The sequence below is a fragment of the Bacillus niameyensis genome (assembly GCF_001375535.1).
GTDB classification, from domain to species: Bacteria; Bacillota; Bacilli; order Bacillales; family Bacillaceae_C; genus Lederbergia; species Lederbergia niameyensis.
The window spans coordinates 974,667-992,712 of record NZ_LN831197.1 but is presented as its reverse complement, the minus strand read 5'-3'; the positions used below and the strand labels follow the sequence as shown (position 1 = coordinate 992,712).

Sequence of the window (18,046 nt, the reverse complement as noted above, 5' to 3'; positions counted from 1 at the left end):
ATGTCAGAAGGAATAATTATAAAAGCTTTAAGCGGGTTTTATTATGTATCATCAGGTGATGAGGTCATACAATGCAGAGGAAGAGGGATTTTTCGAAAAAATAATATTACCCCACTAGTAGGTGATCATGTACTTTTTCAGGCAGATAATGATAAAGAAGGCTATATTATGGATATTAAAGAGCGGAGAAACGAACTGAATCGCCCGCCTATTGCCAATATTGATCAAACAATATTAATTTTTTCTGCAAAAGAACCAGAGTTTAACTCGGCATTATTAGATCGGTTTCTTGTTGTTATTGAATTTAAACAAATACAACCGGTTATTTGTATTACGAAATCTGACTTACTTACATCTGAGCAACAGATAGATCTTCAACGTGAATTACAAGTATACCGTTCTATTGGATATGAAGTAATCTTACTTTCTGCTCATACGGAAGAAGGGATTGAACAACTTAGACCGTTACTGGCTGGCAAAACGAGTGTTTTTGCTGGCCAATCCGGTGTAGGAAAATCATCCCTTTTAAATGCTTTGCTTCCTAACTTACAGCTGAAAACTAATGAAATTTCTACACATCTTGGGCGGGGAAAACATACTACAAGGCATGTAGAGTTTTTAGAAATTGAACAAGGACTAGTTGCAGATACACCTGGTTTTAGTTCACTTGATTTTACTAATATTGATATGGAAGATTTAGCAGATACTTTTTTGGAAATAAGGGATACAAGTGAAAATTGTAAATTTCGTGGCTGTCTGCATGTAAATGAGCCGAAATGTGCAGTTAAAGGGGCTGTAGCTTCAGGGAATATTGCGCAAGATCGCTATGAACACTATTTGCAGTTTTTAGGAGAAATTAAAGAAAGAAAGCCGAGGTATTAAACATATGAAAATTGCACCTTCCATATTAGCGGCGGATTTTTCTATGCTTGGAAAAGAAGTTCAGGAGGTTGAGGCTTATGGAGCAGATTATATTCATATTGATGTGATGGATGGACATTTTGTTCCGAATATAACAATGGGGCCATCAGTCGTAAAAGCTATTAAAAAGATAACGAATCTTCCTCTTGATGTTCATTTAATGATTGAAACTCCCGATCGTTATATTAAAGATTTTGCTGATGCTGGTGCTGATATCATTACAGTCCATGTAGAAGCAACCCCGCATCTTCACCGAACGATTCAAGAAATTCGTAAACTTGGTGTTAAACCAGGTGTTGTGTTAAACCCGGCTACACCTGTATCTATGGTTACGAACATTTTGGAAGATATTGATATGGTTTTATTAATGACAGTTAATCCAGGATTTGGCGGTCAAAAATTTATCGAATCAGTACTTCCTAAAATTCAAGAACTAAGATCGATGATTGAATCAAAAGGACTGTCTGTAGATATCGAAGTTGATGGAGGAATAGATGCTCAAACTGTAAAAAGTTGTAAAGAAGCTGGAGCAAATGTATTTGTTGCTGGCTCTGCAATTTTTGGTCAACCTAACCGTAAGGCAGCTATTGATGAAATTCGATTACAGTTAGGGTGAATTTAATGAGCAAAAAGAAAACCATCCATATTGTGGCAGGGGGACCAGAAACACTAATACCAAACCTAGCCTCGTATAAAGGTGAGGATATTATCTGGGTAGGGGTTGACCGAGGTGTCTATTATCTTCTAAAGAGAGCTATTATACCAACGCTTTCTGTTGGCGATTTTGATTCTGTTACATCTGATGAATGGGAAAAAATTCAACAATATGTTCCAGAAATCAATCGATTCATCCCTGAAAAGGATGAATCAGATATGGAGCTTGCGCTAATGTGGACAATGAAGCAATCCCCATCTTTAGTAAGAGTATTTGGAGCAACTGGCGGAAGAATGGATCATTTTTTAACAAACATATTTATGTTAACAAATTATCAAACATCTAATTCACTCACAATCGAAATCATTGATATTCAAAATGAAATGATGATTTTTTACCCGGGAGTACATAAAGTAAGCAGAAGTATTGAGAAAAAATATATCTCATTTATTCCCTTAAGTGCAGAGGTAGCTAGCCTAAATTTATCTGGATTTAAGTACGTCCTAACCGATAGAAATATAAAATTTGGTACATCATTATGCATCAGCAATGAACTTATACAAGAAACTGGTACTTTTTCTTTTGAAAAAGGCATATTAATGATGATAAGAAGTACCGATTAACAAATGGCCCATTTTTTTATGGGCAAGTACTTATCCATAAACAACGAATATAATATGACTGGGCGTGTGCAGGTACTTTTTTAGGTTAGGAGGGAATTTAAGTGAGATTCTATACTATTAAACTCCCGAGGTTTTTGGGCGGAATTGTAAGGGCAATGCTGGGTGCATTTAAAAAAGGGTGAACTCCTTGCCGTCTATAGATGAGCCCGTCATTAAAACAGCTGGAGATCAGATGTCAGCTTTACGAGGATCTTAAAATGAAAAAAGGCACCTAATTTATAGGCGCCTTTTTTATTTCCGGTTTTTAGAGGAAATTTTAGCTTGCAGTTGTTTAAATAAAGAAAGCTTCAATTACACACGTTCAACTTTTCCGGACTTAAGAGCTCTTGCTGAAACCCAAACACGTTTTGGTTTACCGTCAACAAGAATTCTAGCTTTTTGAAGATTGGCTTTCCACGTACGTTTATTCGCATTCATGGCGTGTGAACGTTTGTTTCCTGTTCTTGTTTTGCGGCCGGTTATTACACATTGTTTTGCCATCTATATTCCCTCCCGTCGCTGAAGTTCGACTAACGGCTAAGTTTTAACTTCATTTTTGCCTAAGATACTTTAATAATTTATCATACATAAAATTAGATTGCAATACATCTTTACTTGACATCTGTTATCTCCAGTTTAATAATCAAACTGAAGATAACTTTTAAAAATGATTCCATTATAGTAAAATATTCTTATCTATGTTGTGAATGTGATAACAAAGGAAAAAGTATTTTCCATGGATGATTTCGACTAAATAAGGAGGAATTTGCATGTCCATCGAATTGAAAAATGAATATGGCCACATTGATATAACTAATGAAGTTATTGCAACTATTGCGGGAGGAGCCGCTGTTGATTGTTATGGAATTGTTGGAATGGCTTCGAAAAATCAAATTAAAGATGGTCTAACCGATATTTTACGACGGGAAAACTTTACACGCGGTATCATCGTCCGCAAGGAAGATCAGACTTTACACATAGATATGTATATTATCGTAAGCTATGGAACGAAAATTTCGGAAGTTGCTCATAACGTACAATCAAAAGTTAAATACACTCTAGAACAAACCATTGGGATAGCTGCTGATACGGTTAATATTTATGTTCAAGGGGTCCGGGTAACTAATCCGTAGTGAGGAGGATGAAATTCGTGTCAATTTCAACACTAGACGGAAATCAATTTGCAGAAATGATTATAAAAGGGGCCAATCACTTGGCTGCTAATGCTCAAATGGTTGACGCACTTAATGTATTTCCTGTACCTGATGGCGACACGGGTACAAACATGAATCTGTCTATGACTTCAGGTTCAAAAGAAGTTCAAAAAAATAAGCAGGATCATATTGGAAAAGTAGCGACTGCTCTTTCAAAAGGATTATTAATGGGAGCACGCGGAAATTCTGGCGTTATCCTCTCTCAATTATTCCGTGGATTTGCTAAGGATATTGAGCAAAAGCCGATTTTGAATGCTGCAGAATTCGCTCATGCCTTTGAAGCAGGTGTTTCAACAGCCTATAAAGCAGTTATGAAGCCGGTCGAAGGAACTATTTTGACGGTGGCGAAAGATTCTGCTAGGAAGGCAGGAGAAGTAGCCAAACATAAGACTGATATCGTTTCAATTATGGAAGCTGTTTTAAAGGAAGCAAAGGCTTCACTTGCGCGTACACCTGAATTACTTCCCGTTTTAAAAGAAGTCGGTGTAGTAGATAGTGGTGGCCAGGGGCTAGTTTGTGTTTATGAAGGATTCCTTGCATCACTTAAAGGTGAGGAGCTTCCAGACGCACCTGTATTGGAGCCGACAATGGATGAACTTGTAAGTGCACAACATCATCAAAGTGTTCAAAGTTATTTGAATACTGAAGATATCAAGTTTGGATATTGCACTGAATTTATGGTGAGATTCGAAAAAAACAAGAAACCATTTTTGGAACAAACCTTCCAACAGGATTTGAGTGAATACGGAGATTCCTTACTTGTCATTGCAGATGATGAAGTTGTAAAAGTACACATTCATTCAGAACAACCTGGAGACGTACTTTCGTATGGGCAACAGTATGGCAGTCTCATTAATATGAAGATAGAAAATATGAGAGAGCAACATAGCTCAATTATTGAAGCAGACAAAACCCATCACAATGTTTCTAAAAAGCCGACAGAAAAACAACCATTTGCCATTATTGCTGTATCTATGGGATCTGGTATTGCGCAACTTTTCAAAAGTGTCGGTGCTGCAGAGGTCATTGAAGGTGGCCAAACAATGAATCCTAGTACAGAAGATATAATGAATGCTATTCAGGCTGCTAATGCAGAAAAGATTATATTACTTCCAAATAATAAGAATATAATTATGGCTGCTGAACAGGCTGCAGAAATAGCTGATATGGAAGTTTTTGTAGTCCCAACTAAAACGGTTCCCCAAGGTCTTGCAGCAACATTAGCTTTTAATCCGAATGTTTCGTTAGCAGAAAATGGCGAAAATATGACAGAAGCGATGTCAGAGGTGAAAACGGGACAAGTAACGTACGCTGTCCGGGACACTGTTATTGATGGTATATCTATTGAAAAAGATGATTATATGGGTATTAATGAAGGGAAAATTGTAGTAGCTGCTAAAGAATTAAGCTTAGCTGCCCGCGATCTATTGGATAAAATGATTGATGAGGATTCTGAAATACTGACAATCCTTTATGGCGAGGATACGGATTCAAAAGAAGTAGATGAACTTTCGGCTTATTTAAACGAGCAATATGAAAATCTTGAAGTTGAAGTCCATAGTGGAAAACAACCATTATATCCATACATTTTTTCAGTAGAATAATTAAGGAAACTTATACCTTTAATAAGTTGAATGAATATAATAATTAAGAAATAGAAGGGGTATACCCCTTCTATTTCCATATCAAATGCTTTCCTCAAGTGTAGTACCAGAATTGTGTTTTTAACCTGTAAACGGAGTTTATGCTTTTATTAATTGGAGGGAAATACCAATGAAGTATAAGAGTGTTTTCGATATCATTGGTCCTGTGATGATTGGCCCATCTAGTTCCCATACTGCGGGTGCAGCAAGGATTGGACGAGTGGCTAGGAGTTTATTTGGAAGAGAACCGAAATGGGCAAAAATATTTTTATATGAGTCGTTTGCGAAAACATACAGAGGACATGGTACCGATGTCGCCATTGTTGGAGGATTACTTGACTTTGATACGGATGATGAGCGAATTATTGAAGCCTTGAATATTGCAAAAGAACGAAATATGAATATCGAATTTATTGAGGAAGCTGCTAACGTAGATCATCCAAATACAGCTCGCATTTTGATGGGGGATGAAGACGGAGAATTAGAGCTAGTTGGTATCTCAATTGGTGGAGGAAAAATTGAAATTACCGAATTAAATGGATTCGAATTAAAATTATCAGGTCACCATCCAGCCATCTTAGTTGTCCATGATGATCGTTATGGAGCAATAGCCGCTGTCTCGAACATTTTAAGTAAACATGAAATAAATATCGGTCATATGGAGGTCTCAAGAAAAGAAAAAGGAAAAATGGCTCTTATGACTATCGAAGTAGACCAAAATATCGATCCATCCATTATTGATGAAATCAGCCAACTACCCAATATTACGAAAGTGGCTAGAGTGGTCGACTAAGTGGGACCATATATGAGAGGGAGTGGTTGTTATGTTTAAAAATGTTGCTGAATTAGTCCAAATGGCAGAAGAACAAAGTAAGCTAATTTCAGAAATTATGATAGAGCAAGAGATAGCAGTATCAGGCCGGACTAGAGATTCAATAATGCAACAAATGGACAAAAATCTTATTGTTATGGAAGCTGCTCTTGAGCGCGGATTAAATGGGGTAACATCGCACTCTGGATTAACCGGAGGAGATGCTGTTTTGCTACAAAAATATATCGAAAAAGGGAATTTTCTTTCCGGAGAATTGATTCTTGACGCGGTTAGTAAAGCGATGGCAACAAATGAAGTAAATGCGGCGATGGGCACTATTTGTGCTACACCAACAGCGGGATCTGCAGGAGTTGTTCCAGGAACATTGTTCGCCATAAAGAATAAACTCAATCCGACTAGGGAACAAATGATTCGTTATTTATTTACATCTGGAGCATTCGGATATGTCGTTGCTAATAATGCATCGATTTCAGGTGCAGCTGGTGGATGTCAAGCAGAAATCGGCTCAGCTAGCGGAATGGCGGCAGCGGCGATTGTTGAAATGGCTGGTGGGACGCCTGCTCAAAGTGCTGAAGCAATGGCGATTACATTGAAAAATATGCTGGGTTTAGTATGTGACCCTGTTGCGGGGCTTGTAGAAGTACCATGTGTTAAACGAAATGCAATGGGAGCATCGAACGCAATGATTGCAGCGGATATGGCTTTAGCAGGTATTAAAAGTCGAATTCCATGTGATGAGGTAATTGAAGCTATGTATAGAATTGGCCAACAAATGCCAAGTACACTAAGAGAAACTGGGGAAGGGGGATTAGCAGCCACTCCGACGGGAAGAAAACTAGCAGAAAAGATATTCGGGAGTGCCGCTTTACGACGTGAATAATTCTCTTGAGAGACCAACAACAGTATTAAAAGGGATTGGTGATGAGACGGCACAAATGCTTGCAGATATGGAAATTTGTAATGTGTTTGATCTGCTTAATCACCTCCCTTATCGGTATGAAGATGTCAGACTTCGAGATCTAAGTGAGGTCGGACACGATGAAAAAATAACGATAGAAGGTAAAGTTCACAGTGAGCCTTCTGTCATGTATTACGGAAAGAGGAAAAATAGATTAGTCATTCACATGCTGGTTGGTCAGTATTTAGTGAAGGCCATATTTTTTAATCGTGCCTATTTAAAAGGAAAACTTTCTCCAGGAGATTCGATTATCGTTTCCGGCAAATGGGATAAGCATCGGGCCACAATAACGGGTCAAGATATCAAAATTGGCCAAAATGATGAAACAAAGGATTTTGAACCGGTTTACTCTACAAAGGGTGCGCTTACCGTTAAGGCCCTACGGAAATTTATTGGCCAAGCTTACCAAGAATTCGGAGACTTTATAGAGGAGAATTTACCGGCTAGCCTCTTGGAAAAATATAAGCTTCCCAGTAAAAGAGAAGCTTTATTCAAAATTCACTTTCCCAATTCCCTTGATGATGTGAAGCAAGCTAGACGAAGGTTTATTTATGAGGAATTTTTTTTATTTCAGTTAAAGATGCAAGCTTTTAGGAAACAGGAAAGGGAACAATCAAGAGGTATCCAACAAAACTACGATTTAAATCAATTAAGAGCTTTTATTTCTTCACTCCCATTTGAACTAACAGACTCGCAAAAAAAAGTTGTAAATGAAATTTGTGCTGATATGAAATCTAAGCATAAAATGAACCGCTTATTACAGGGAGATGTTGGTTCGGGAAAGACGATCGTTGCCGCTATTGTCTTATATGCAAGTGTTACTGCAGGGTATCAAGGCGCTTTGATGGTGCCAACAGAAATTTTAGCAGAACAACATTTCTCCTCTCTTACAAGCCTCTTTAAAAATACAGAAGTTAAGATTGAACTTTTGACAAGCTCAGTCAAAGGGAAAAAGCGTTTAGAAATAGTAGAAAGTTTGGCACTCGGAGAAATTGATATTTTGATAGGTACACACGCTTTAATTCAGAAAGATGTTGTTTTTCATAAGCTCGGTCTTGTCATTACAGATGAACAACATCGGTTTGGAGTAGAGCAACGACGGATTTTGCGTGAAAAAGGTGAAACACCTGATGTCTTATTTATGACAGCGACACCTATTCCAAGAACATTAGCGATTACAGTTTTTGGAGAAATGGATGTTTCCAGTATTAATGAAATGCCTTCTGGTCGAAAAAAAATAAAAACTAATTGGGCAAAACATAATATGTTAGATCAAGTTCTTGACTTTGTAGAAAAAGAACTTGTAAAAGGCAGACAAGCTTATATTATCTGTCCTTTAATTGAGGAATCAGATAAATTAGATGTTCAAAATGCTATTGATATTTATAATTTATTAACTCATCATTATCGTGGAAAATTCCATATCGGTTTAATGCACGGAAAACTGCCCTCCCAAGAGAAAGAAGCAGTTATGAGGGATTTTAGTTTAAATCAAATCCAAATACTTGTTTCTACAACGGTTGTAGAGGTTGGAGTAAACGTCCCTAATGCAACGGTAATGGTTGTATATGATGCGGAACGGTTCGGACTTTCTCAGTTGCATCAGCTTAGGGGGAGAGTAGGACGAGGAGAGGAACAATCATATTGCATTTTATTGGCTGATCCAAAGACCGAAATTGGAAAAGAAAGAATGCGAATAATGACAGAAACAAATGACGGATTTTTGCTAAGTGAACGTGATTTAGAATTGCGAGGACCAGGTGATTTTTTTGGTAAGAAACAAAGTGGGCTGCCCGAATTTAAAATGGCAGACATGGTCCATGATTATAGAGCATTAGAGACAGCAAAAAAAGATGCTTCTTTCTTAATTAATGCAGATGCCTTTTGGGAAAGTAATGAATACGAACCACTTCGTAGATACTTATGCGATAGCGGGGTATTGTCTGGTGAAAAATTAGATTAGTGGTACAGAAGGAGTAGCGTTATAGTTGCGCATCACTCCTTCTTTTTATATACTACTGTTAATACCTAGTCTTAATATCATGATTGGTGTTGATAAAAAAATGAGGCCTACGAAGAAAGAGCGCCAAAGACTTTTACAAGAGACGATTCAAGAAAATCCATTTATTACCGATGAGGACTTAGCAGGGAAGTTTTCCGTTAGTGTTCAAACTATTAGACTGGACAGAATGGAACTTTCTATTCCTGAATTAAGAGAAAGAATTAAACATGTTGCCGAAAAACATGTTGAAGATGAAGTTAAAGCGTTACCCATTGATGAGGTAATTGGGGACATCATTGATATTGAGCTGGATCAGTCGGCTATTTCCATATTTGATGTGAAAAAAGAGCATACTTTTAAACGAAATTCCATAGCAAGGGGACACCATCTTTTCGCTCAGGCCAATTCCTTAGCTGTTGCCGTCATAAACGATGAGCTTGCTTTAACAGTTAAGGTCAATATTCATTTTACTAGACCAGTAAAGGCTGGTGAGAGAGTGGTAGCTAAAGCAAAAGTTAAGAAACAATCTTGGTCACAAGATCGAACAATTGTAGGTGTAAAAAGCTATGTGGATCAGGAACTTGTGTTTAAAGGTGAATTTGAAATGTTTAGATCCAGTCCAACAATAGAAGGAGATAAATCATGAAAATAGCCATTGATGCAATGGGGGGCGACAATGCACCAAAAGAAATTGTTTTAGGTGTGAATCGGGCCTCTCAAGAGTTTGCCGATACAGAATTTATTTTATATGGAAAAGAGTCTAACATTAAAGAATTTTTAACAGATAATGGACGTGTTCGCGTTATTCATACTGATGAAAAAATTGAGTCTACGGACGAGCCTGTAAAGGCTGTTCGTAGAAAAAAAACAGCTTCTATGGTTATGATGGCACAGGCCGTGAAAAATGGAGAAGCTGATGCCTGTATTTCTGCTGGAAATACAGGTGCACTTATGGCCGCTGGTTTGTTTGTTGTTGGGAGAATTAAAGGGATCGATCGTCCGGCACTTGCTCCTACATTACCTACTTTAGATGGACAAGGATTTGTTTTTCTTGATGTTGGTGCAAACGCGGATGCCAAGCCTGAGCACTTGTTACAATATGCTATTATGGGAAATATTTATGCGCAACAAGTTCGAAAGCTTAAAAGTCCGCGGGTTGCTCTTCTGAATATTGGCACTGAGGAAAATAAAGGAAACGATTTGACGAAAAAAACATTTGAATTATTACAGTCAGCAAACCTTAATTTTGTCGGGAACATTGAGTCCAGGGATATTTTAGAGGGTCACGCAGACGTTGTCGTCACTGATGGTTTTACTGGAAACGTTGTTTTGAAAACAATTGAAGGAACAGCATCTGGTCTTTTTTCCATGCTAAAAGCGACATTAACAAGCGGATTTAAAAATAAGTTGGCCGCAGGAATGATTAAATCTGATCTTGGCCAAATAAAAAATAAAATGGATTATACCGAGTATGGAGGAGCTTGTTTATTTGGACTTGCTTCACCTGTTATCAAAGCGCATGGTTCTTCCAACGCAAATGCTATTTATCATGCGATCCGTCAAACTCGTGAGATGATTAAACATGATATATCAACAACAATCGGAAATGCATTAGACGTAAATAACGAATAGGGGAGATGAGAGTATGGGGAAAATTGCTTTTGTTTTTCCTGGCCAGGGGTCACAAACAGTAGGAATGGGATTAACAGTTTATGAAAAAAATGAAGTGGCAAAAAAAATATTTGACAATGCGGATGAGCGGCTAGGTCGCAGTTTAAGTTCCATTATTTTTAATGGTCCATTAGAAGAATTGACAAAAACAAATAATGCACAACCAGCATTATTAACAACGAGCATTGCACTTTGGCAAATGCTTCATGATGCTGGAATTACACCTAATTATACAGCTGGACATAGTCTTGGTGAATATACAGCGTTAGTAGCTAGTGGTGTAATCGAGTTTTCAGATGCAGTTTACATAGTTTCAAAACGAGGAGAATATATGGAAGATGCAGTACCAAACGGTGAAGGGACTATGGCGGCTGTATTAGGATTAGATCGTGAAGACCTTCAGAATATATGTGAGGTGGTAACGGCAACTGGGGAGTCTGTCCAACTTGCTAATTTGAATTGTCCTGGCCAGATTGTTATTTCTGGTACAGTAGCGGGTGTGGAGAAGGCTGGTATACAAGCAAAAGAAAAAGGTGCTAAACGGGTACTGCCTCTTCAAGTAAGTGGACCGTTTCATTCAGCATTAATGAAACCAGCTGCAGAAAGATTTTCAACTATACTTGAGGAAATCCGGATTGACAATGCAAATATACCAGTAATTGCCAATGTCACAGCACAACCTGAAAAAGAAAAAGATAAAATTCAAGAACTTTTAGTAAAACAGCTTTATTCCCCTGTGTTATGGGAAGATTCCGTAAGAAAAATGATTGAATTGGGCGTTGATACATTTGTCGAAATTGGACCGGGAAAAGTACTGTCGGGCTTGATTCGGAAAATAGATAGGAATGTAACAACTTTTTCTGTTCAAGATGAACAAACATGCGAAGAAACAATTAAAGCATTAAAGGGGGAAGAGGGATGAAACTAGAGGGGAAAGTAGCCATTGTTACTGGAGCTTCCAGGGGAATAGGCAAGGAAATTGCTATTTTTTTGGCTAAAGAAGGCGCGAATGTTGTCGTAAATTATTCTGGCAGTGAAGCAAAGGCAAAAGCAACGATGGATGAGATTATCAGTCTTGGAAGAAAAGCAATGATTTATCAATGTGATGTATCTAATATGACAGATGTCCAAGAAATGGTTAAGGAAACCGTTCATGAATTCGGTAAATTGGACATTCTAGTAAATAATGCAGGGATTACTCGAGATAATTTATTAATGAGAATGAAGGAAGATGAATGGGATGATGTGCTAAACATCAACCTGAAGGGCGTATTTAATTGTATTAAAGCTGTTTCAAGACAAATGATGAAGCAAAGATTTGGAAGAATTATTAATATCTCTTCTGTTGTTGGTGCTAGTGGGAACCCTGGGCAAGCAAATTATTCAGCTGCAAAGGCAGGGGTGTTTGGATTAACGAAAACATCCGCTATGGAATTAGCTTCAAGAGGTATTACGGTAAACGCAATTGCACCAGGATTTATTAGAACCGATATGACGGATGAACTTCCGGAAGAAACTAAGGAAGCAATGCTGAAACAAATTCCGCTTGGAACGTTTGGAGAAGTTGCAGATATTGCGAATTTGGCCGTATTCCTCTCATCAGATGAATCAAAATATATTACAGGCCAAACTTTACATGTTAATGGCGGCATGTATATGTAATAGAACTAAAATTTTTCCAAGGGCTTGTTTAAATTTAATTGTGAATACTTTATAATACTTGAGGGGAGGTGAGTTGAATGGCAAATACAGTGGAACGTGTAACAAAGATTATCGTTGATCGATTAGGTGCTGAAGAATCAAAGGTAACTCTAGAGGCTTCTTTTAAAGATGACTTAGGAGCTGACTCCTTGGATGTAGTAGAACTAGTCATGGAATTGGAAGATGAATTCGATATGGAAATTTCTGATGATGACGCAGAAAAAATTGCAACAGTTGGCGATGCTGTCAATTACATAGAAAGCAAAGCTTAAGTTTTTAATGAACAACGTCCCGTCGCCAGTCGGCGGGACTTTTCTACGTTAAATACTACAACAAGGTGATGAACCATGAGTAAATCTAATCGAAACAAAAAAGCAGAGTCTATAAGAAACAGTTTAAATGCCTTTCAATCAAAAATAGGAATTTCCTTCAATAATGAACAATTATTAGTGCAAGCTTTTACCCATTCATCCTATGTGAATGAGCATCGAAAAAGGCCTTACGAAGATAACGAACGACTGGAATTTTTAGGGGACGCTGTCTTAGAATTGACGATTTCTCAGTATTTATATAAAAAATTCCCGACTATGAGTGAAGGTGAATTGACCAAACTACGAGCATCTATTGTCTGTGAGCCTGCTCTCGTTAACTTTGCCAATGAATTAGATTTTGGTTCGGTAGTTTTGCTTGGCAAAGGTGAAGAACTTACAGGTGGTCGTACTCGTCCAGCACTACTAGCGGATGCGTTTGAGGCTTTTATTGGTGCGTTATACCTTGACCAAGGACTAGATACAGTTGTTGCTTTTCTTGATAAAGTGGTCTATCCAAAAGTAGATTCTGGTGCTTTTTCGCATGTGATGGATTTTAAGAGTCAATTACAGGAGTTTGTCCAAAGGGATGGAGCAGGTTCGCTTGAGTATAAAATTATTAGTGAAGAAGGACCAGCTCATCATCGCCTTTTTGTTTCACAAGTTATTTTAGAAGAAGAAATTCTTGGGACTGGCTCTGGACATTCAAAAAAAGAAGCTGAACAGCATGCCGCGCAAATGGCACTCGCAAAGCTAAAACAATAATAAAGCTTTTACTATTTTCAGTATACTTTCAAGATAGGGGGGGAATTATTATGTTCCTTAAGCAACTAGATATCATTGGCTTCAAATCATTTGCCGAAAAAGTCACAATTGAATTCGTCCCTGGTGTTACAGCGGTTGTTGGACCAAATGGAAGTGGTAAAAGTAATATTACAGATGCAATTCGCTGGGTATTAGGTGAACAATCCGCAAAGTCACTACGTGGAGGGAAAATGGAGGATATTATCTTTGCAGGCAGTGATTCTAGAAAACCCTTGAATTATGCTGAAGTTGCATTAACGCTAAATAACGAAGACAGCAGACTTCCGATTGAATACAATGAAGTTTGTGTAGCTAGAAGGGTATTTCGATCAGGGGAAAGCGAATATTTATTAAACAACCAAAGTTGTCGTCTTAAAGATATTATTGATTTATTCATGGATTCTGGACTGGGAAAAGAAGCTTTTTCAATCATCAGTCAAGGGAAAATCGAAGAAATACTCAATAGTAAGCCCGAGGAAAGAAGAGTTATTTTTGAGGAAGCTGCTGGGGTATTAAAATATAAGACCCGGAAAAAGAAAGCAGAGTCAAAGCTTCTGGAAACAACAGAAAACTTAAATAGGGTAAAAGATATATTACACGAATTAGAAGGGCAAATTGAGCCTTTAAAAATACAAGCATCCATTGCGAATGATTTTCTCCAAAAGGAAAAAGATTTGAAAATACATGAAATTGCTCTTACTGCTCATGAAATTGGAATGCTCCATGAAGGTTGGGAACAATCAAAGAACGAATTGTGTCAATTAGTAAAAAGAGAGCAAGATCTATCTCATAACCTGCATCAAATGGAACTAGATTTGAAAAACGATCGAATGAATCTTGCTACTCTTGATGAGAAAATAGCTGAATTACAGTCGCAATTACTTACAGCTACAAAGGAATTAGAGAAGCTTCAAGGAAGACTGGAACTGCAAAAAGAAAGAAAAAATAATGCTACTCTTAATTCTGAGCAATTGAAAAAATCGGTTAGTGATGCGGTTTTGAAAATTGAGCAGTTGAAACAAAAACGACAAAAGGCAGAATCAGAATTAGCTTTAAAAGAAGAGGAAGCTCATACATTAAAAAAATCACTAGATAAGAAAAAGAAACAAGTTCATGAGCTAAATGGAACGATAGAAGAAACAATTGAATCGCTAAAAAGTGATTATATTGATGTGTTAAATGAACAGGCTTCAGCAAAAAATGAACTAAAATATTTACAACAACAACTAAATCAACAAATGGTTAGAAATAATCGGCTTGATGAAGAAAATAAAAAGTATATTGAACAACGAAATGAATGCTTAAAACTGTATGAGACTAAGCGAAGCGAATTGGATGAGATTGAAAAGGCAATAGAAAATCAACTTGCTCTTTATCAAGAATCTCAAAAAAAGGTCCAGACTTTGAGTGAAGAATTTGATATGAAAAGCTCCTTGCTTCAAAAGGCACAGCAGTTTATACAGAAAACAGAATCCAGAAAAGAAACATTAGAAGAAATGGAAGAGGATTATACTGGTTTTTACCACGGGGTTAAAGAAATACTCAAAGCTAAAAATGACGAACTTGAAGGCATTGAAGGGGCGATTGCTGAACTTATTCAAGTTCCTAAAGAGTATGCTCAAGCGATTGAAATAGCGCTTGGAGGTGCAATGCAACATATTGTGGTGAGATCCGAAGGGAACGCTAGAAACGCGATTGCCTTTTTAAAAAAGAAGCAACTTGGCAGAGCCACTTTTTTACCTTTAGATGTTATAAAAGGGAAAGGTCTACAGCTAAGTCAAAAGACAATATTAGCTTCTAATTCTGCATTTGTTGGTATAGCAGCAGAGCTTGTTCAGTATAAGGAAAAACATAGCCAGGCGGTTCAAAGTTTATTAGGCAATATTGTCATTGCAAAAGATCTTCCAGGCGCTAATCAATTAGCTAAGTTGCTTCAATATCGTTTGCGTATTGTGACATTAGATGGAGATGTAGTAAACCCTGGAGGATCAATGACTGGGGGAGCATCTAAACAAAAAACAACCTCATTGCTTGGGCGTAAGTCAGAACTTGAAGATTTAAAGAAAAATTTAGAGGATATGAGATCTAAAACGAATGCACTTGAAAAGGAGTGGCATTTGATAAAATATCAATTGTCCGAAGAAGAAGAAAAACTTGAAAGCATTAAAGAAAAAGGTCAAGACTTAAGAATTCAGAAAAACGATACACAGACAGCTTTTGCCCAAATTGAAATCAATAAAAAAAATATTGATGATAGACTCTCTCTCTATGATTTTGAAACAAATGAGTTGAAAAACGAAAAAAATAAAATTAGTGATAGAATTCATGCCCTTGATGAAGTCATCGCTAAATGTGATAAGAGTATCAAATCATTAAATAAACGGATCGAAGAATTAACTGCGAAACGGAATAGTGAAAGACAATCAAAAGAATCGTTGGAAAAGGAAATTGCTGAATTGTCTTCTAAACGAGCAGTTGTGAAGGAACAATTATCTTCTACAAAGAAACAAATAGAGAGCCTTTTAGCTGAATACGATGAGATTAAGGCGCATAAAGAATCGTTAGAAGAGGATTTGAATTGGCTACAAGGTGAGATGTCAGGCCACCAAACAAATGAAATCGAATTGGCAGAGCAAATTAATTCTCAGAAGGAAAATAAAGATACAATCGAAAAGACGTTGTCACTAAAAAGAGAAGAGCGATTTGAACTTCAAATTCGTATTGAACAAAAGGAAGCTAATGTTAAAGAACAGCAACGACTTTATAATGGGATTAGTAATGCATTAAGAAGTGAAGAAGTAAAAAGTAATCGGTTAGAAGTGGAACTTGATAATCTTCTTCAGAAGTTGCGTGAAGAGTATTCGTTAACGTATGAAGGCGCAAAGGCCCAATATCCACTGTTGCTTTCAGTTGAGGATACGAGGAAAAAAGTAAAATTGCTTAAAATTGAAATCGCGGAGCTTGGTTCGGTAAACCTTGGTGCAATTGAGGAATACGAAAGAATTAATGAAAGATATTGCTTCCTAACAGAGCAAGAAGAAGATTTAACCGAAGCAAAAACTCATTTATTTCAGGTAATGGCAGAAATGGACGAAGAAATGAAAAAACGCTTCAGCCTTACTTTTAATGAAATTCAAGGGCAGTTTACTGGAGTTTTTGTGGCACTCTTTGGAGGTGGAAAAGCTAAATTAGAGCTCACTAACCCCGACGATCTTTTAAATACGGGAGTAGATATTATCGCACAGCCCCCTGGAAAGAAACTCCAAAACTTAAGTCTATTATCAGGTGGCGAACGTTCGCTGACAGCCATTGCATTGCTTTTTTCTATTTTAAAAATTCGCCCTGTACCTTTTTGTGTATTGGATGAAGTCGAAGCGGCATTAGATGAAGCAAATGTTGAACGCTTTAGCCATTATTTACGAGCGTTTAGTTCGGAAACGCAATTTATCGTAATCACTCATCGACAAGGAACAATGCAAGGCGCAGACGTATTATACGGGGTAACTATGCAAGAGTCAGGGGTTTCCAAAATTGTTTCAGTTAAGTTGGAAAATGTAAGAGAAGAAGCACATATAAAATGAAATGAGGTAATGGCAGTTGAGTTTCTTTAAAAAGTTGAAAGAAAAATTCACTTCATCTACTGACAATGTTTCGGACAAATTTAAGAGTGGTTTAACAAAAACAAGGGATCAATTTACTGGGAAAGTAAACGATCTTGTTGCACGCTATCGTAAAGTTGATGAGGATTTTTTCGAAGAACTGGAAGAAATCCTTATCCAAGCAGATACAGGATTCGAAACTGTTATGGATCTTGTAGATGAGCTGAAGATGGAAGTTAAAAAGAGAAATATCAAAAATCCTGAAGAATTGCAGCCTGTTATTTCTGAGAAACTTGTAGAGATTTATGAAGCAGGTGAAGACGGGACATCAAATTTAACTCTAAAAGAGGATGGTCTTTCTGTCATTCTATTTGTTGGGGTTAACGGAGTAGGCAAGACGACGACGATTGGGAAACTGGCTCATCAACTTATTCAAGATGGGAAAAAGGTTATGCTAGCTGCTGGAGATACATTTAGAGCGGGTGCAATTGATCAATTAGAGGTTTGGGGTGACCGTGTCGGGGCGGAAGTCATTAAACATGGTGAAGGTTCGGATCCTGCTGCTGTTATGTATGATGCACTACAAGCAGCAAAATCTCGTAAGGTAGATGTTTTACTATGTGATACAGCTGGCCGTTTGCAAAATAAAGTGAATTTGATGAATGAATTAGAGAAGGTAAAAAGGGTTATCGAACGTGAAGTTCCAGATGCGCCTCATGAAGTTTTGCTTGTATTAGATGCAACAACAGGTCAAAACGCATTGATTCAAGCTAAGACTTTTAAAGAAGTAGTAAATGTTAGTGGAATTGTCCTATCGAAGCTTGATGGAACAGCAAAAGGTGGAATTGTATTAGCTATTCGGAACGAGTTGCAAATTCCAGTTAAATTTGTTGGGTTAGGTGAACAAATGGATGATCTTCAAGAGTTTGATCCAGAAAAATATGTGTATGGTCTTTTTTCGGATCTCATAGAGAAATCAGAAGAAGCTCAATAGGAAATGTTGTGAAACAGATGAATAGTGTGCTTGACTTTTAATTTTCATAAATGTATCATTTATCTGTAAAGGTTTTTAACTT

18 protein-coding genes are annotated in these 18,046 nt (G+C 37.3%); 17 read left to right on the top strand and 1 reads right to left on the bottom strand.

Annotated features, from left to right (window positions below; translation table 11 throughout):
- The 4 genes from rsgA (at position 1) to spoVM (ending at position 2,381) form a co-directional block, all read left to right on the top strand.
- Positions 1 to 882 (top strand): ribosome small subunit-dependent GTPase A, encoded by an 882-nt coding sequence (rsgA, locus tag BN1243_RS04890; protein WP_062105118.1) that lies wholly within the window; start codon positions 1 to 3, stop codon positions 880 to 882.
- A 4-nt stretch (positions 883 to 886) separates the two neighbouring features.
- Complete coding sequence (gene rpe, locus BN1243_RS04885) at positions 887 to 1,537, top strand: ribulose-phosphate 3-epimerase (RefSeq protein ID WP_062105117.1); 651 nt, start codon at positions 887 to 889, stop codon at positions 1,535 to 1,537.
- Positions 1,538 to 1,542: 5 nt separating this feature from the next.
- Entirely contained in the window at positions 1,543 to 2,199 is a 657-nt protein-coding gene (locus tag BN1243_RS04880; protein WP_062105116.1) for a thiamine diphosphokinase, read from the top strand.
- A gap of 101 nt (positions 2,200 to 2,300) precedes the next feature.
- Positions 2,301 to 2,381 (top strand): stage V sporulation protein SpoVM, encoded by an 81-nt coding sequence (gene spoVM / locus BN1243_RS04875; protein WP_062105115.1) that lies wholly within the window; start codon positions 2,301 to 2,303, stop codon positions 2,379 to 2,381.
- 169 nt (positions 2,382 to 2,550) lie between these two features.
- Here the strand turns inward: spoVM and rpmB are convergent, their stop codons facing one another.
- Entirely contained in the window at positions 2,551 to 2,739 is a 189-nt protein-coding gene (gene rpmB, locus BN1243_RS04870; RefSeq protein ID WP_062105114.1) for a 50S ribosomal protein L28, read from the bottom strand.
- A gap of 269 nt (positions 2,740 to 3,008) precedes the next feature.
- Between rpmB and BN1243_RS04865 the strand changes: the two genes are divergently transcribed.
- The 13 genes from BN1243_RS04865 (at position 3,009) to ftsY (ending at position 17,964) form a co-directional block, all read left to right on the top strand.
- Positions 3,009 to 3,371 (top strand): Asp23/Gls24 family envelope stress response protein, encoded by a 363-nt coding sequence (locus tag BN1243_RS04865; RefSeq protein ID WP_062105113.1) that lies wholly within the window; start codon positions 3,009 to 3,011, stop codon positions 3,369 to 3,371.
- Between the two features lie 17 nt (positions 3,372 to 3,388).
- Positions 3,389 to 5,056 carry a DAK2 domain-containing protein gene (locus BN1243_RS04860; protein WP_062105112.1) on the top strand — a complete coding sequence of 556 codons (1,668 nt, stop codon included), beginning with the start codon at positions 3,389 to 3,391 and terminating at the stop codon, positions 5,054 to 5,056.
- Between the two features lie 169 nt (positions 5,057 to 5,225).
- Positions 5,226 to 5,888 (top strand): L-serine ammonia-lyase, iron-sulfur-dependent subunit beta, encoded by a 663-nt coding sequence (gene sdaAB / locus BN1243_RS04855; protein WP_062105111.1) that lies wholly within the window; start codon positions 5,226 to 5,228, stop codon positions 5,886 to 5,888.
- A gap of 31 nt (positions 5,889 to 5,919) precedes the next feature.
- A complete protein-coding gene (gene sdaAA, locus BN1243_RS04850) occupies positions 5,920 to 6,807 on the top strand; it encodes an L-serine ammonia-lyase, iron-sulfur-dependent, subunit alpha (RefSeq protein ID WP_062105110.1) in 888 nt (295 codons plus the stop codon).
- Positions 6,800 to 8,848, top strand: a complete 2,049-nt coding sequence (recG, locus tag BN1243_RS04845; RefSeq protein ID WP_062105109.1) for an ATP-dependent DNA helicase RecG — start codon at positions 6,800 to 6,802, stop codon at positions 8,846 to 8,848. Before sdaAA ends, recG begins: the two co-directional genes overlap by 8 nt.
- Before the next feature lie 100 nt (positions 8,849 to 8,948).
- Positions 8,949 to 9,533, top strand: a complete 585-nt coding sequence (gene fapR, locus BN1243_RS04840; protein WP_062110417.1) for a transcription factor FapR — start codon at positions 8,949 to 8,951, stop codon at positions 9,531 to 9,533.
- Entirely contained in the window at positions 9,530 to 10,519 is a 990-nt protein-coding gene (gene plsX / locus BN1243_RS04835; protein WP_062105108.1) for a phosphate acyltransferase PlsX, read from the top strand. The genes fapR and plsX overlap by 4 nt, the downstream gene beginning before the upstream one ends.
- Before the next feature lie 13 nt (positions 10,520 to 10,532).
- Positions 10,533 to 11,480, top strand: a complete 948-nt coding sequence (fabD, locus tag BN1243_RS04830) for an ACP S-malonyltransferase (RefSeq protein WP_062105107.1) — start codon at positions 10,533 to 10,535, stop codon at positions 11,478 to 11,480.
- The gene (gene fabG / locus BN1243_RS04825; RefSeq protein WP_062105106.1) at positions 11,477 to 12,220 is read left to right on the top strand and encodes a 3-oxoacyl-[acyl-carrier-protein] reductase; all 744 of its coding nucleotides are present in this window, start codon (positions 11,477 to 11,479) and stop codon (positions 12,218 to 12,220) included. Before fabD ends, fabG begins: the two co-directional genes overlap by 4 nt.
- A gap of 77 nt (positions 12,221 to 12,297) precedes the next feature.
- Positions 12,298 to 12,531: an acyl carrier protein gene (locus BN1243_RS04820; protein ID WP_062105105.1), complete on the top strand. Its 234-nt coding sequence runs from the start codon at positions 12,298 to 12,300 to the stop codon at positions 12,529 to 12,531.
- A 75-nt stretch (positions 12,532 to 12,606) separates the two neighbouring features.
- Positions 12,607 to 13,332 (top strand): ribonuclease III, encoded by a 726-nt coding sequence (rnc, locus tag BN1243_RS04815; RefSeq protein WP_062105104.1) that lies wholly within the window; start codon positions 12,607 to 12,609, stop codon positions 13,330 to 13,332.
- 50 nt (positions 13,333 to 13,382) lie between these two features.
- A complete protein-coding gene (gene smc / locus BN1243_RS04810; protein WP_062105103.1) occupies positions 13,383 to 16,952 on the top strand; it encodes a chromosome segregation protein SMC in 3,570 nt (1,189 codons plus the stop codon).
- Between the two features lie 16 nt (positions 16,953 to 16,968).
- The gene (gene ftsY / locus BN1243_RS04805) at positions 16,969 to 17,964 is read left to right on the top strand and encodes a signal recognition particle-docking protein FtsY (protein WP_062105102.1); all 996 of its coding nucleotides are present in this window, start codon (positions 16,969 to 16,971) and stop codon (positions 17,962 to 17,964) included.
- Positions 17,965 to 18,046: the final 82 nt, after the last annotated feature.